The 16465-nt window shown below is 38.4% G+C and carries 14 protein-coding genes; 7 read left to right on the top strand and 7 right to left on the bottom strand.

The window, feature by feature from the left end:
• Positions 1–40: 40 nt before the first annotated feature.
• The gene (locus ACOMC3_RS05075) at positions 41–1921 is read left to right on the top strand and encodes an ABC-F family ATP-binding cassette domain-containing protein (protein ID WP_420318447.1); all 1881 of its coding nucleotides are present in this window, start codon (positions 41–43) and stop codon (positions 1919–1921) included.
• 21 nt (positions 1922–1942) lie between these two features.
• Positions 1943–2401 (top strand): hypothetical protein, encoded by a 459-nt coding sequence (locus tag ACOMC3_RS05070; RefSeq protein WP_420318446.1) that lies wholly within the window; start codon positions 1943–1945, stop codon positions 2399–2401.
• Positions 2402–2410: 9 nt separating this feature from the next.
• Here ACOMC3_RS05070 and ACOMC3_RS05065 read toward each other — a convergent pair whose 3' ends face one another.
• Both ACOMC3_RS05065 and ACOMC3_RS05060 read right to left on the bottom strand, forming a co-directional pair.
• A complete protein-coding gene (locus ACOMC3_RS05065; protein ID WP_420318445.1) occupies positions 2411–3076 on the bottom strand; it encodes a DUF6090 family protein in 666 nt (221 codons plus the stop codon).
• A 26-nt stretch (positions 3077–3102) separates the two neighbouring features.
• On the bottom strand, positions 3103–3369 hold the full coding sequence (locus ACOMC3_RS05060) for a DUF1272 domain-containing protein (RefSeq protein WP_420318444.1): 267 nt from the start codon (positions 3367–3369) through the stop codon (positions 3103–3105).
• 169 nt (positions 3370–3538) lie between these two features.
• Here ACOMC3_RS05060 and ACOMC3_RS05055 point away from each other — a divergent pair, with 169 nt between their 5' ends.
• Both ACOMC3_RS05055 and ACOMC3_RS05050 read left to right on the top strand, forming a co-directional pair.
• A complete protein-coding gene (locus ACOMC3_RS05055; RefSeq protein ID WP_420318443.1) occupies positions 3539–4351 on the top strand; it encodes a M48 family metallopeptidase in 813 nt (270 codons plus the stop codon).
• Positions 4352–5323 (top strand): YitT family protein, encoded by a 972-nt coding sequence (locus ACOMC3_RS05050; protein ID WP_420318442.1) that lies wholly within the window; start codon positions 4352–4354, stop codon positions 5321–5323.
• Between the two features lie 107 nt (positions 5324–5430).
• Here ACOMC3_RS05050 and ACOMC3_RS05045 read toward each other — a convergent pair whose 3' ends face one another.
• Entirely contained in the window at positions 5431–6558 is a 1128-nt protein-coding gene (locus ACOMC3_RS05045; protein ID WP_420318441.1) for an amidohydrolase family protein, read from the bottom strand.
• A 104-nt stretch (positions 6559–6662) separates the two neighbouring features.
• Between ACOMC3_RS05045 and ACOMC3_RS05040 the strand changes: the two genes are divergently transcribed.
• Positions 6663–7145, top strand: a complete 483-nt coding sequence (locus ACOMC3_RS05040; protein ID WP_420318440.1) for a deoxycytidylate deaminase — start codon at positions 6663–6665, stop codon at positions 7143–7145.
• 248 nt (positions 7146–7393) lie between these two features.
• Entirely contained in the window at positions 7394–8419 is a 1026-nt protein-coding gene (locus tag ACOMC3_RS05035) for an alkaline phosphatase D family protein (RefSeq protein ID WP_420318439.1), read from the top strand.
• Between the two features lie 53 nt (positions 8420–8472).
• Here the strand turns inward: ACOMC3_RS05035 and ACOMC3_RS05030 are convergent, their stop codons facing one another.
• From ACOMC3_RS05030 to ACOMC3_RS05015, 4 genes are all read right to left on the bottom strand, one after another.
• A complete protein-coding gene (locus ACOMC3_RS05030) occupies positions 8473–10947 on the bottom strand; it encodes a TonB-dependent receptor domain-containing protein (RefSeq protein WP_420318438.1) in 2475 nt (824 codons plus the stop codon).
• Positions 10948–11031: 84 nt separating this feature from the next.
• Positions 11032–12285, bottom strand: coding sequence for a sensor histidine kinase (locus tag ACOMC3_RS05025; RefSeq protein WP_420318437.1), 1254 nt, complete (start codon positions 12283–12285; stop codon positions 11032–11034).
• Positions 12282–12959 carry a response regulator transcription factor gene (locus ACOMC3_RS05020; protein WP_420318436.1) on the bottom strand — a complete coding sequence of 226 codons (678 nt, stop codon included), beginning with the start codon at positions 12957–12959 and terminating at the stop codon, positions 12282–12284. Before ACOMC3_RS05020 ends, ACOMC3_RS05025 begins: the two co-directional genes overlap by 4 nt.
• Before the next feature lie 145 nt (positions 12960–13104).
• Entirely contained in the window at positions 13105–13674 is a 570-nt protein-coding gene (locus ACOMC3_RS05015; RefSeq protein ID WP_420318435.1) for a hypothetical protein, read from the bottom strand.
• A gap of 305 nt (positions 13675–13979) precedes the next feature.
• On the opposite strand from ACOMC3_RS05015, the gene ACOMC3_RS05010 reads away from it, so the two are divergent.
• Complete coding sequence (locus ACOMC3_RS05010) at positions 13980–16433, top strand: S9 family peptidase (protein ID WP_420318434.1); 2454 nt, start codon at positions 13980–13982, stop codon at positions 16431–16433.
• The last annotated feature ends 32 nt before the right edge of the window (positions 16434–16465 follow it).

Here is a 16465-nt window from a genome sequence, read left to right as displayed (position 1 = left end):
TATCAATGGTCTCTCTTTCAATGCAATTACTTTTGCGGCCATGATTGATATTACGAATCTTTCCTACTTTCTGGGTGATCGTGCATTGTACGACGAGGCATCTCTTTTCATTGGACCAAAAGACAAAATAGGGCTCATTGGATTGAATGGAACTGGAAAGTCAACCCTTCTGAAAATGATGGTAGGTGATGTTCAACCTTCCGGAGGAAAAATCTCAATGAGTAAAGACACTACGATTGGATTTCTCAATCAGGACCTCCTCTCCTTTCAAACTCAGGATTCAATATTATCGGTTGCAATGACCGCATTTGAACAGACTATGAAGCTTCAAAGAGAGATTGACAAGGTGATAAAGGAAATGGAGGAAAACTACAAGGATGAGCTTGTAGATAAACTCACCAAACTACAAGAAAGATTTGAAGCGAATGAAGGCTATTCCTTACAATCTAAAGCTGAAGAAATTCTGGAAGGAATTGGGTTTAAAACAGCAGACTTATCAAGACCACTTAGTGAATTTTCCGGTGGATGGAGAATGCGTGTGATGCTAGCAAAACTTCTCTTAGAAAAGCCAAGTTTACTCATGCTCGATGAGCCAACCAACCACCTGGATCTCCCTTCCATTCAATGGATTGAAAACTACCTTCAATCTTATGAGGGAGCTTATATTATCGTATCTCACGATAGAGAATTTATCAATAGAACGGTCAATAAAGTTGTGGAGGTCACTCAGGCAGATTTGCATGTATATTCCGGCAATTATGATTTCTATGAAGAAGAGAAAGCCTTAAGAAATGAGCTTCAGCAGAATGCTTTTGAAAATCAGCAAAAGAAGATAAAGGAAGCAGAGCGATTCATCGAGCGCTTTAAAGCTAAAGCGACCAAAGCAAGCCAGGCTCAATCCAAAATGAAGATGCTGGAGAAAATGGAACGTGTAGAAGAGGTTGTGGATGAAAATATGAAGGTAAACTTCCGCTTCAATTTTAAAACAAAATCCGGGAGACACGTAAAGCGTCTGGAAAATATCTCTAAGTCTTATGGTGATCTTAAAATATTGAATAACGCATCCATAGGGATTGAGCGAGGAGACAAGATCGCACTAATTGGCGCAAACGGTAAGGGTAAATCAACACTTCTCAGAATAGTAGCCGGCACTGAACCACATGATGGGAAGATACAGACAGGTCACAATGTGATTAACTCTTTCTATGCGCAACATCAGCTTGAAGCTCTTAACACGCAAAATGATCTACTAGAGGAGCTTAAACAAGCAGGCACTGGTAAAACTGAGCAAGAATTACGTAGTGTTCTTGGCTGTTTTTTGTTCTCAGACGATGAAGTATTCAAAAAAATCAAAGTTCTTTCGGGTGGAGAGAAATCCAGAGTAGCGTTAGCTAAAACATTGATTTCAGAGGCAAACTTTCTTTTACTGGATGAGCCAACTAACCATTTAGATATGATGTCAGTGAGTATCCTTGTTCAGGCTTTGCAGCAATATGAAGGAACATTATTATTGGTATCTCACGACAGGCATTTTATCTCACAAGTAGCCAACAAGATCTGGTGGATAGAAGATAAGGAAGTGAAGGAATATCCAGGTGAATATAAGGAGTTTGAGTGGTGGTGGAACAAAAACAAAAAAGACAAAAAAACAGAAGAGAGCATAAAAGAAAGTAAGCCGTCCAAAAAAAAGGAAAAGACTAAACCGCGCAGCAATGCTGAGGAACAGCAAGCTGCTAAAGAGTTAAAGAAGGTTGAAGGAGAAATCGAATCTCTTGAAGTTGAAATCCAAAGTCTTGAAACGAAGATGGCTGAACCTGAGATTTATGACAATCCTCAGGAATATGAAAAAGTATCCATCGAGTACAATGCCAAAAAAGAAGACCTTTCTGCCTTAATGGAAAAGTGGGAAGAATTGGCCTAACTTTAGTTAAATCAATTGCTCATGGCTACTCCAAAAGAACAACTTAACCTCATCCGCCTCATCCACTTTGCATTAATGGGTGGCGCTGGAGTATTTGCCGTATTAGTAGCTTTTCTTGTGGTATCAGACAATATAAGCGGAACACCAATTGAGGTTCTCAATTACCTTTCTCCTGCTTATTTCTTTATCATTCTGGCATCTCATTCTGTTGTTTTTAAGTCGATCATTCGGAACACTGATCTTGCTGGAAAGGATATAAAACAAAAATTAGCTTCCTATCAAACGGCACATATTATTCGATTGGCAATACTGGAAGGATGTGCTCTTTTTGCTTCTGTAGTAGCGCTTCTTAATGGCGAAATTTTGCACTTGATAACAGTGGCGTTGACAATGGCTATTATGTATAGTAAGCTTCCTACACCATTCTTGGTAGAATCAGAGCTTCGACTAAATCCAGATGAAAAAGATCAACTGCAGTAGAAGTCAGATCTATTCTTTTGCTAAATGACTTTTGATTTCCTGTGCAATTTCCAAAATCTGACTCCTGACAAGGCTATAATATTCATCTTTTCGTCCGAATAGGTATTGATAGGTAAAAATGATGTTTCTGAACTCGGGCTGCTGTAAGAATGAAGGGTTCAGAACTCCCCCTTTAAAATATCTTATTTGATACATGTAAAATGGTTTTACAAAATCGCGTACATGATCATTTAGTACACCATCGTATTCACCCGCACCATGGTAATACTGCTCGTATAATTCGATAATTCTCTTTCTTAATTCAAAATCATCAATATGTTCAATAGCCCCTGATGATTTTAACGATTCATAAGAAGTTCGTTGAGGTGAAAATGGTGGATTGTATTGAATGCTCATAACATTCCATCTTAAGGCTGAATCACTTTCAAAAGGGCTCCCGAGACTAGCGTTTGACAAGTTATTTAAGGAACTGATAATCGTTTTATTAAAATACAACAAGGTATCCAATGCCTCTACATCTGCCTCCAAATCTGAAAGAAGAGATTCTAAATACTTTCGTTCTTTTTCTTCATTGCTTACTTCTTCCTTATAGCCCTCCAGCCAAAAAGCGATACTTATGCCGAGAATAACTACTAAGAGATTTGCAAATTGATCCAGCCAGTTAATATTCTTCATGGAATAAAAATAAAATATTTTTGACCTTAATTCCTTTGTTTCAAACGCTCTTCGTGCTTTTTGAAATCGACTGGTTTATAAATAATGTTTTTACTTGGAGGATATTTTTCCAGAAGATGATCGGGACGAATAGGTCGTTGCTCAAATCCTCCGCCACAATTTGGACATACTTGTGACAAAAGGTCAACACAATTTCTACAAAATGTACACTCGAATGTACAAATCATTGCATCAGTACTTTCCGGTGGTAGAGATTTATTGCAATTTTCACAAGTTGGTCTAATTTCTAACATTGATATATAAAGTAAGCTTTCAAAAACTCAAAAATTTAATCTTTCAATCTACTTTCTATACACTTCATCTGGCACGGAGTTGGTGGTTAGTATGAACAAATTAAAAAAATATCCTCACCACGGATTTGTTAAACTGGATGGATTATCTTCATTCAAAAATCAAGAAGATATGCGAAAGATAACTTCAATTTCTTTAATTATTCTAGCGTTTGTTTTATCACAATGTGCAAGTGTGCCTATGAGTGGTCGTTCTCAATTGGCTCTCATTGACAATGACAAGATTTTCCCTATGAGCTTTGATCAATACGAGCAAGTAAAGAAAGAAAGTAAAATTATTACCGGAACGGACGAAGCGAGAATGGTAAAACGAGTTGGGACAAGAATCCAACGAGCAGTAGAACAATACTTTAATAATCAAAGTCAAGGTGATTATCTAAATGACTATCAATGGGAGTTTAATCTCATTGATGAAGAGACTGTCAATGCCTGGTGTATGCCGGGTGGAAAAGTGGCATTTTATACTGGAATCATGCCTATTTGCCAGGATGAACTCGGTGTTGCTGTGGTAATGGGTCATGAAATTGCTCATGCAATCGCTAATCATGGTCGCGAACGTATCAGCCAGCAATACGCTGCTCAGTTTGGTTTGTCTGCTGTAAGTATTCTCCTTACTGGAGGCAGTAGTGCTCCTTCCATTCCAACGGAAATTATCATGCAGGGAGCTGGAGCAGCAACATCTTTAGGAATACTTGCATTCTCAAGAAAGCATGAATCTGAGTCAGATAAATTAGGCCTCTATTTTATGGCAATGGCTGGGTATGATCCACAAGAAGCTCCTAAATTCTGGGAAAGAATGGCCGCACAAAGTGGCGGAGAGGCGCCACCAGAATTTGTCTCAACTCACCCCTCTCACGATACACGAATTGCTGATTTGAATGCCAATATGCCAAAAGCCATGGAATATTACCGCAAATCACAATAGATGAAGTCGACTGGAATTTATCGTTTCTTCAAATCTTTGCAATCTTTGATTGGTGGTAGGGCTAAGCGTATAAGCGATTATACGATTGCTCGATATTCCATAGAGGTAAAAGACAATGCAGGCAGATGGTTTAAAGAGATGATTTTCCTTTCTCTGGGAATTCTTTCAGCAGGTTTTGGCTTGCATGGATTTCTACTACCAAATGACTTTATTGATGGTGGTGTGACAGGCATTTCACTTCTTACAAGGGTAATAACTGGTTATCCATTACCAATTTTAATTGTCATTATCAACATCCCATTTATTATTCTTGGGTACTTTCAAATAGGCAGATCTTTTGTGATTAAAAGTATCATTGCCATAATCGGATTGGCCCTGGCATTGAATTTCATTCATTATCCAATTATTACAACTGATAAACTGTTGGTTTCTGTTTTTGGCGGATTTTTTCTTGGAGCAGGCATTGGCCTTTCAGTGAGAGGTGGAGGTGTATTGGATGGAACTGAGGTACTGGCAATCTATCTTGGGCGTAAAACCGGATTAACTATCGGTGATTTAATCTTGGTATTTAACATTTTCATCTTTTCCACTGCTGCATATGTCCTTTCAATAGAAATAGCCCTTTATTCCATACTTACCTATCTATCTGCCTCCAAGACGGTCGATTTTGTTATTGAGGGTGTAGAAGAGTATATAGGTGTGACCATTATCTCTAAACGTAGCGAGGCGATCCGACTTATGATAACAGATAAAATGGGACGTGGAGTTAGTATTTATCAAGGCATGAGTGGATTTGGAAAAAGGGAAGACCTTGTTGAAACGGAAATTCTTTATTCAGTAATAACTCGTTTGGAAATTGGACGAATGCAGAATGAAATCAAATCCATCGATCCACAAGCATTCATCGTAATGAACAGTGTAAAGGACCTAAAAGGCGGAATGATTAAGAAACGGCAGTTCAAGGAGCATTGACCTTAACCACAGAGGTCCTTGAGACTAACTCAGAGATAACAGAGATGTCATCATCTAAGTAATTCTCTGAGCCTTTTGCGGATTCTTTGTGTTCTCTGTGGATAAAATCACTTTTCAAACTGACTGAGCTCCAATCCAGGAACAATCTTACAGGCATTCTTGTAATAGACTTTCTTCAATACCTCATCTGATAGTCCTAAACCATACATTCTCCAGAAGGCATGGTACTTTTTGTAATAAGGAAAGTACTCATCTTCTGTCTCCAGTACTCTGAAGTATGTAAAAAACTCCTCTGGGTTGTAGGCATCTTTTCCGAACAAAATTCGGTCTTGATATTTATCAAAGAATGCTTTTGATCTTCTCGGTTGTCGTCCAAACTCCGCAATTACAGCGCCAATTCCGAAGTATACATTCGGGTACATGTCTAAGTGCTCCCCTGCTTTATCCAAATTATTGGCCATCCAGCCCATATGTGCATTTACAAAGGTCGTGTTCGGATGCTTTTTAAAAATATTATGCTGCTCAGCAATGATTTGTTCAAATGGAGCCGGATCATCCGCACCACGCTTTCTTCCTGGACGTAGTTTCAGTTCTAACCATCTTTCGTTATCAGCATTCATTGGATCCCAAAAGGACGCTGGGTCAGCTGCGTGAATCAAAACCGGAATTCCTAATTCGCCACATTTTGCCCACACAGGATCAATTCTTGGATCATCAATCGAAATCCTGTTTCCATCTTTATCTGAATATCTTAAACCTAAACTCTTATAAATTTTTAACCCTCGTGCACCTGCTTCTACGTCTTCTTCAAGCTCTTTTACTGCTTTTTCTGACCACCCTTCTTCGTCAATATCTTTAAAAGAGATATTTGTGAATACAATGATTCTTCCTGGTGCTTCTCCTTCTACCCTACGCACCATTCCGGCTAAATATTCCTGAGTACCAATGTCTCCGGCTGCTCGATCAAAACCACGACCACTTAAGTTGATCATTGCGCCCATGTTTAGTTCATCCATCTCTTCAACCAATGATGCTATTCTCTCCTTCGTCAGGTTCCATTGATGACTATGAATATCTACAAAAGGAAACTTGGCTCGTTTCACGGGATTTTCTGGTACTACCAATGTAGATATTGGGTTATACTCCTCAAAACTCATTGTTGGGTCTGAATCTTGCGCTGATAGCATCAATGAAGCTACAATGAAGAGAACGATTAGAATTTTCTGCTTGTGCATGTTTTGATTGATTTTGAAAGACAATTATACGAATGTCAATCCAGACCAGACATGTGAATTATGTATTTGGTTTGTTTTCGGTTTCAGCTGCTTAATTTCGCAGTATGGAGCGACCGGAATTTGACGATATTTTCATGGAGTTGGCAGTAAATCTTGCCAAAAGATCCCATTGCATCAAAAGACATGTGGGAGCCGTCTTAGCAAAAGATACCCGTATTATCTCGATAGGATACAATGGACCTCCATCGGGTACACATAACTGTGACCAGGAGTGGCCAGAGCAAGGTTGTCCAAGAGATTCGAAAGGGAGTTGTTCGCTTGCTCTCCATGCTGAACAAAATGCAATTCTGTACGCAGTAAAGAATAAGACTGATGTCGCTGGTGCAACATTGTATGTAACACTCTCCCCATGCATTGCATGCGCAAGAATCATCTATACGATGAAAATAGAAAAGGTAGTTTTTCTAAAGTCTTACGCTGAGTATAAAGGAATTGCTAGTGATGAAGGTGTTGACTTCCTTAGACGTTTTGGAGTTCAAGTGGAAAAGTATGAAGGGAATCTTGAGAATGTGACTGAACTGGTGTAAAACTTATAAACCAAATAGTCTTTGGCTTCTTCAAGTGTTGGGAACGGTTTCAAATCATTTCCTGTAATGGCATTATAACCTTTTAAAATAAGTCCTCTTAAGCCATCCATTCCAATGATTGCTCTCTTTTTAGCATAAACACTAAAAACCTCTTTTCCCAAACGCTTCGTTTTGTCTTTAATCACAGGATCATTTTTCGTGCCTCTTACCTAATACACAACTCCTCATAATTAATTACATTTCAGTCGATGAAATATTTAATAATTCTCCTCTTCGCAATGCCAAACCTTGTATCTGCTCAGCAAGCAGATATCGAAATAGAGAAAAATTTATCACAAATCGCTTTTGGATCCTGCAGCAGGCAAAATCTACCAGAAAAGCAGCTATGGAGTGAAGTAAACGACTTGGAACCGGACCTCTGGATATGGCTTGGAGATAACATCTATGGTGATACTGAGAACATGGAGGTCATGAAGTCTAAGTACAATATGCAAAAATCGCACAAAGGATATCAGCAATTATTAGAAAAATCAGAAGTACTCGGAATATGGGACGATCATGATTATGGTGATAACGATGGAGGAAAAGAATTTCCCGCCAAAGATGCAAGCAAAGAGGCCATGTTTTCTTTTCTGGATATCAGCGAAAATCATCCTGCAAGAAATAGAAAGGGAGCCTACCAATCGTATTTATTTGAAGGTAACAAGCGCATCAAAATCATACTTTTAGATGCTCGCTATTTCCGTGATTCTTTAAAATGGAATTGGCCCGCTCCAGGAAAAAAGGAAGCAATCATCAACCCAACTGGTAAGATATTGGGTGACGAACAGTGGAATTGGTTTGAACAACAACTTTCAGAGCCTGATATTGATTTATTCATTGTCTGCTCTGGAATTCAAGTTATACCAAAAGAACATGTCTTCGAAAAATGGGCAAACTTTCCTCAGGAATACAAAAGGTTTCTAAATACAATCTCGTCCATTGAAAGCCCTCTGATTCTACTTTCTGGTGATCGGCACATCTCCGAAGTGTCCCGTATTGAATTAAGTGATCAAAAATACCCTGTGTATGAATTTACTTCCAGTAGTCTGACAAGTCCAATGGATGACGAGGAAGATGAGCCAAATCAATACAGGGAGAAGAACATCATTTATGAGCCTAATTTTGCTCATTTAGATATCTCCTGGTCTGACAATTACTTAAATCTGGAGCTTAATTATGTTGGTAAAGAAAGTGAAATTTTACAGACACATGTCATCAGATATTCTAAATAAAAACCCTCCCGCTTGATAGCTAAGGAGGGTCCTACTACCTACTCAATTTTCTACTAAAACTCATCCATATCACCTTCATACTCTCTGTCTCCGCCTCTAGAACGTTGTTTTTTCTGATTCAAACGATACGTGAATGAAACCACTGCCGTCGGTCCCCTTCTCCACTGAAATTCCGAATCTGTTGTGAACGTTTCTGTTATGGTTTCACCTCTATATTTCCTGGTGTTAAATAGGTCCCTAACATTCAAAGCAATTGTTCCATTATTCTTAAAAACATCCTTAGATAAACCCACATCGAAACTTTGAATGGACTTACTGGTGCCTTGAGGTCTATTTTGTGGGGCTCGATAGAACCATGAAAATTGAGCATTAAAAAGCTTTCTGTTTCTGTAAAAAGCTCCAGTTCTTGTTGATACCGTTGTTGCTTCAGCCGACAAGGTTTCTCCACCATCTGTCTGAGAGTTGAAGAAATTAATATTGCTATTAAATCTGAGCATTTTGTTCACATCATAATTAATGTTCGCCTCAATACCAATATCATCTCTAACACCAAGATTAACCGGAAGTCTTTCAGTTACACCCTCTTCAATTGTGCGTTGTATTCTTTGAACCACATCGGTGGTGTATCGATAATAAAGCCCTACATATATTGTGGATGATTGTCTGTTCTGTAAAATCCCAAGCTCATACGAATCTGTGAATTGAGGTTTCAAATCAGGATTGCCCGTAAATAAACTCAAAGGATTACTGTAAGTAATAAACGGATTTAAATTTCTAAATCTAGGACGTGAAATTCTTCTACTATAACTTAATTGGAGTGATGAAATTTTACTGTACTTGTAAGTAAGGTTTGCGCTTGGGAATAAGCTAAAATAGTTCTGGCTATTTGGCTCATATTCTTCACTATCCGCCTCTTCGGCACTAGGTGGTATTAGCTGTGTATCCAAGTTAGTATTTTCTGCTCTCAAGCCGAGCTGCCATGAAAACTTTTCATATTTGTTGCTGACAATTCCGTATAAAGCAAAGATTCGCTCCTCAAACGAGAAGTTATTTGTTAGATCCACAACCTCTTCAAAATTCTGTTCCAATCCACTTGCGGATGAGTCAGACTCTACGATGTAGTTATTGAAGATGGTCCGACTGTTGTAGCGAGTGCCTAACTCCAGTTTAGCATCTTTACCGAACGGATGGATGTAATCCAACTGCATTAACTGCCTATCTTCTCCATTATCGTTTCTAGCTCGCTGAGCCAATTCAGTTGAAGAACCATCAGAATAGTTTGTAACATCATCAAATAATGATCGCTCGGTCTCCTCACTATCTTGCTGTTGCAGCGTAAATGTTAGTTTTTGTCCTTTTCTCTTAAAATCTCTGTTATAGTTGAGTTCATATTGCCAGTTCAGATCTTCTTCATCTTCATTATCAATTCTTAGTCGATCAGAAAACTGAACTTGATTTCTATTAAAGAATTCATAACCCGTTATTGTGGTATTGTCGCTATCTGAATTTCTATAGGAAGCGGCCAGTGTCAGTACATTTTTCTCATTAAAATAGATATCAGACCCAAAGCGAATATTTTGAGAAAGACTCTTTCGTTCCCGATCATTATCCTGATTAATGTAGTAAATGGTATCTCTCGCAGGGTTATTAAAAGAATTGTTTGTATATCCCAGTCCTGGTGATGTTCGTGCTGTTACACCATAATTAACAAACCAATTGATCCATCCTGTACGGTAGTTCACATTGACGCTAGCTCCATTATTCGCTGGAATACCTCCTTGCACTTGGAAGCTTCCATTAAACCCTTTTGCTCGATCCTTTTTTAAAATAATGTTGATTATACCCGCGCCCCCTTCTGCATCATACCTCGCCGATGGATTAGTAATTATCTCAACACGCTCGATAAGGTTTCCTTGTAACTGCTGCAATCCTCCTGTCCCTGATAATCCAACCAAGCCGGACGGCTTACCATCTACCAGAATCTGCACATTTTGACTACCCCTCAATGCAACATTTCCATCAACGTCTACCTCCACCGATGGAAGGTTGGCTAATAGATCAGAGGCACTTCCTCCAAGATTACTAAGATCCTTGCCTATGTTATATACTTTTTTATCCAGAGTAAGCTCCATTTCGGTACGCTCAGCTTGCACTACTACTTCATTAAGAAGCTTCTCATCTTCACGAATGACTAATGGACCGGCATTAAATATTTTGTTTTCCTTGTTGATTTCAATCTTGGAAACGGTGACATCCTTAAATCCCATAAATTGAATTCTGATGTAGTAATTACCTGGTTCAACAGGAATATTGAAAACGCCATCTACATCTGTAAGACCACCAGTTATAAGTGTGGAGTCTGATTCGCTAAATACACTTACTGTTGCGAATTCTACGGGTTGATTACTTGCGTCTACTAAATTGCCTTTAATGGCAAATTTCGGGGCTGCCACTGCTTTTGGGGCTTGACCAAACCCAATAAAAATGATAAGTAACAGCGCGAATGATAATAGTCCTCTTTTATTCATAATACAAAAGAAACAATATACTTTGAAGCATGTTTGAGTGAAATTTGAAGCAATTCTGAAGTTTTTAAATTCTTCTATCTGTGGTTAAAAACGGACATGAATGGTATGCATATCGTCATCGTTTTTGTAATTGATCTCATAGCTGTATAAATCGCAGATCTTCTTTACGATAGCTAGTCCCAGCCCCATCGATTTAGCACTTTGATTGGACTTCTTAAATCGCTCAAAAAGTTGATCACCAGATATCTCAAGTTTGGGTCCGGTATTGGTGATCTTCAATGATTCTTCATTTAAAGAAACTTTGATATTCCCTCCTTCCCAATTATGCCTGATGGAGTTATTAATCAGATTCGTCATTAACAGCTCAATTAAAACCAAATCTGCCCTTAGTGTAATTCCTTCGTTTACATCCACAACAAGTTCTATTGATTTAAGCTCAATTAGCTCTTTAAACTCTTCGAGCATTCTTTTGAGTGTCTCAGAAAGATTGATTTCCGAAACGTTAGCGAATTCCTGATTGTCAATCTTGGTCAAAAGAGCCAGCGCATTACTCAGGTTACTAAGCCTTTTTATCGTATTCTGAGCAAAAGATATTTGTTCAATTTGTTCCTCTCTTAGGTTCTCCCCATCAAGCAACACCTCCAGTTTGCTCTGCACAATAGCAATAGGAGTCTGAAATTCATGCGAGGCATTCTCTGAAAACTCTTTCAAGGACTGATAGTCAGACTTAACCTTACTCGTCATTTCTTCCAAAAAATGATTGAGCCTTTTGAATTCTGTTACACTTGATTTGGGAAACTTCAGTTTTTGATCCGGCTTAGTAAGAGAAAAATTCTTGATGACATCAAGTGTTTGATTGAATGGACGAAGAATAAAATAGGAAGCTAAAAAACCGATGATGAGAACAGCAGCTAAAAGTATTAGATACATAGTAACAAGTGACTCTTCCAATCCATCTCGGATATCATCTGCTTCTATAATAATATCAAAAAGGCTTATTTCGTAGCTGACTCCATTTATTGTACGAATTGCATCCAGCCTGAGGTGAGGTTCTTCACGCTCCAATTGACTGTGCATAACAATGGTATCAGAAAAAACGGTGGATTCTTCAGCAAGGTCCTCAAGCCTAATAACGGTTAATTTTGACCACTGCAGTGTATCTTGAACAGGTCTTCGCTCCAGCCGTGCTTCTATACGCTCCAAGCGCTCTGTTAGAAATCTTTTCTGCTCGAAATTCACTTCTCGCATCATTACATTATAGCTTATAACCCCACCGACCAGAAATACAATGAGCGATACAAAAACGAACAATATGGTAATTCTAACAATGAGATTCATTCATCCTTCATTTTATATCCCGCGCCATACACTGTTTTCAAATAATCCTTTCCTCCTCCTGCCAAAATCTTTTTTCTTAGGTTTTTGATATGCTGATACACAAAATCAAAGGAATCCATTGTATCCATATAGTCACCCCATAAATGCTCCGCAATTGCTTGTTTTGTCAATAGTCGATTTTGATTGACAATAAAATAGTGGAGAAGCTCATATTCTTTCCGAGTCAGGTCAAGAACAGTACCATTTACAATAACTTCCTGACTATTCAAATTAAGCTCTATTTCGTTGAAGTTAAGCGAATGCTTTCCTTCTTGTTTTCTTCGTCTGAAGATGGCATTGGCTCGTGCGTTTAATTCAGCTAAGTGAAAAGGTTTAGGCAAATAATCATCAGCTCCGAGTTCTAACCCATGAAGTTTATCATTTAATGCATTTTTCGCGGAAATAATGAGCACACCCATGTCCGGCCAATTTTCCTTTACAACCTTTAGTAGCGAAAGTCCATCACCATCCGGAAGCATTAGATCCAGTAAGAGTACATCATATGAAAATGCGTAAAGCTTTTCAGTTGCTTTTGAAAAAGATGGAGCAACCTCACAAACATCCCCCTCCTTAGAAAAGTAATTTTGAATTCCGAAAGAGAGCTCATCCTGATCTTCTACCAGCAATAGTTTCATTAAGCAAACTTATAATGCCTTTTTGAAGCAATTTTGAAATTGTCTATTAACCGTACAATTACATGAATATTAAAAGTAGATAGGCTCCAAATAAAAAAAGCTCTCTGCAAATGCAAAGAGCTTTTAATTAAACATGTTTATGTATTTATTTGATAGACTTAACTTCAACCTCTAGTTTTTCACCAGGCTTAGCGTTATCAAGTCTGTAGATTTTAGCCATTCCATTTTCTACTGATTCTACTTCTTCATAAAGCATACCATTAACATTACTGTAGATAGTAACTTTTGCTTTTTCAATTTGGCCAGCAGGAATTCGTACCATTTTTCTAGTACCGTTTTCATCAAGTGATTTAACGAAAAAGTCAAGTGATATTTCAGGCTGATTTACGTAATCAACGAGCTGACTGATTGTTTCCTGTCCAGTAATTAATTGAAATTCATAGGTACCGAAAGGTAAATTCGACATGTTATAAGCTCGTTGGAAGCTATAACCAGCATTGATTTTTTCTCTGTAAACTAGATCACCTTCTTCATCTCTAATTACAAGCTTTACACTTTCTGATGAGACCCCAGCATAATAAAGCCGAATCATTTCTCCTGCTGGAACTACTTTGACCATCGCTTTAGCATCTCCGATTGATGAAGTTCCGTTAGCAATTGAAGTTAGGCTTACCATGATCATTAATGCAATAACCATTGATTTTTTCTTAATCATTTTCATATTCATTTTTTGGTGTTTGGAAATATTCCTTAAGTGTTTTGATGATGCAAAAATCGCATCCCGATAAAATTTTAAGCATACATCTAATACGGAATTATAATTCGTTATTATACCTATACAAACTATGTTTTAGTATTTTATTTTTAATAAACTCATTTTAAATAGATAATATTCTGTTTTGTTTATAAAAACGGAAAATGCTACCTCACTTAATTGCATTCACCATTATATAAACGGTTAGCCTTCTACCATCAACTTTTTCTATCTTAAAGCTCTAATCAATTTAAACAGCTTGGACTATGAAGAATATCATGAATTGTCTCCTATTGTCTTTATTAACACTAGGGACTTTTGCTCAAGGAGGTCTGGAATATCAGGAACCACCTAAGGAAATTAAAGAATTGATCGATGCACCACTTGCACCATGGGTAAGAATCGATAACAAAGGTGAAAATGTAGTATTACTCTATCGCAATGCTTATAAATCAATAGCAGAGTTATCCGAAGAAGAACTCAGACTGGGTGGTTTACGAATCAATCCAGTGACTAACATTGGCAGTCGGACAACTTTCTATAATAACGTCAAAGTAAAAAAAGCTTTTGACGAGGATGCAAAGCAAGTGACAGGTTTGCCTGATAACCCCCGAATGGCTTATTTCAGTTGGTCACCAGATGAGAGCAAGATGGCGTTCACTCATACAACATCTTCAGGTGTAGAGATATGGGTATTGGATGTCATAAAAGGAGCGGCTAAGAAATTAAGCAACGCTGGTGCAAATGCAAATCTGGGCTGGCCAATGGTGTGGTCAATAGATAGTAAAAGTATGTTGGTAAAAATGTTACCTGATGACCGTGAACCTTTAATCAATACCAATACTGCTGTTCCGACTGGACCAACTGTAAGCACAAGTACTGGAGAAAAAGCTCAAAATAGAACTTATCAGGATTTACTAAAAAATCCTGTGGATGAGAAAAATTTTGAACAGCTGGCAAGAGCTGCGATTTTCAAAGTATCTCTGGATGGCACAATGTCAAAATGGATGGATACTGGTATGTATCGGGGAATGGATTACTCACCTGATGGAAATTATGTATTGATCACCAAGGTAAAGCGGCCTTTTTCATACCTGGTGCCATACTACAGATTTGCTTCTGAGACAGCCATTTATGATAAAAGTGGAAAGCAAGTTAAAATGCTATTGGACAATGGTGTGGATGAAGTTAGACCTAAAGGATTCATGTCTACCACTGACAAACCAAGAGGGTTTAGTTGGCGTGCAGATAAACCAGCAACAGTAGTTTGGGCTCAAGCACTTGACGAGGGAGATCCTGCAAAGGAAGTTGAATTTCATGATGAAGCTTTGGAACTTCCGGCCCCCTTTACAGGTGAAGCACGATCTCTAATGAAAATGAAAAATAGATTTTCAGGTATTACATGGGGAAATGATAATGTGGCTATTGCTAATGACTATTGGTTTGATAACAGAAATACTAAAACCTACCTTTTCAACCCATCAGACAATTCAGTGGAACCCAAAATATTGTTTGATAGAAACTATCAGGATGCCTATAGTGATCCGGGAAATTTTGTAACAGCGAAGAACAAATTGAATCAATACATACTATCCATGGATGGAAGTAATGCATACCTGATGGGTGATGGATTCAGCGATGAGGGGCAATTCCCTTTTGTGGATCAGTTGAATTTAGAGAACAATAAAACCACACGGCTCTATCAATCAGCATATACGGATAAGGTCGAAGATCTAGTCGATGCAATTAATATGAGTAAAGGAGAAATTCTGGTGCGCATAGAATCACCAACGGAGTATCCTAATTATTATGTTCGCAACATCAAGAAAAAGATGGAGCTCAAACCAATCACGCAGTTTGAAAATCCATTTAAGGCAATGATGGAAGTTGAGAAAGAAGTAATTACCTATGAACGTGAAGACGGTGTAGAACTAACTGGCACTTTATATCTTCCAGTAGGATATGACAAAGAAAAGAAAGAAAAGATGCCAATGGTTATGTGGGCATATCCAGTTGAGTATAAGGACAAAGCAAGTGCTGGTCAGAATACAACAAACCCCAATGAATTTATCTATCCTTGGTATGGTTCACCTGTGTTTTGGGTAACCAGAGGTTATGTGGTTCTGGATGATGCTGCCTTCCCTATTATCGGAGAAGGAGATGAACAACCAAATGACACCTTTAGAAAGCAACTAGTAGCTAATGCTAAAGCAGGAATAGATGCTGTAGATGCAATGGGCTACATCGATCGGGAACGAGTAGCAGTAGGTGGTCACTCTTATGGTGCATTTATGGTGGCTAATCTGTTGAGTCATTCTAATCTTTTTGCAGCTGGCATTGCACGGAGTGGTGCCTACAACAGAACGCTTACTCCTTTTGGTTTCCAGCGAGAAGAGCGATCATATTGGGAAGCGCCTGAAGTATACTACACTATGTCTCCGTTTATGCATGCAGACAAAATGAAGACTCCACTTCTTTTGATTCATGGTGAAGCTGACAACAACTCAGGAACTTATCCAATGCAAAGTGAGCGCTATTTTAATGCTCTCAAAGGGCTAGGGGGTCCAGCAAGACTGGTGATGTTACCTAAAGAAAGTCACGGCTATCGAGCAAAAGAAAGTATCATGCATGTATTGTGGGAGCAGGATGCATGGCTGGATGAGCACGTGAAAAACAAAGACCCAATGGACACTTCCATTGAAATGGAAGTCGACAAATGATGAAGCAATGACCAACCTAATGAAGCCAGACC

The sequence above is a fragment of the Ekhidna sp. genome, from assembly GCF_965212185.1.
In the GTDB taxonomy this organism is placed as follows: domain Bacteria; phylum Bacteroidota; class Bacteroidia; order Cytophagales; family Cyclobacteriaceae; genus Ekhidna.
The sequence above is the reverse complement of the archived record's forward strand: the minus strand, read 5'-3'. Positions and strand labels throughout refer to the sequence as shown.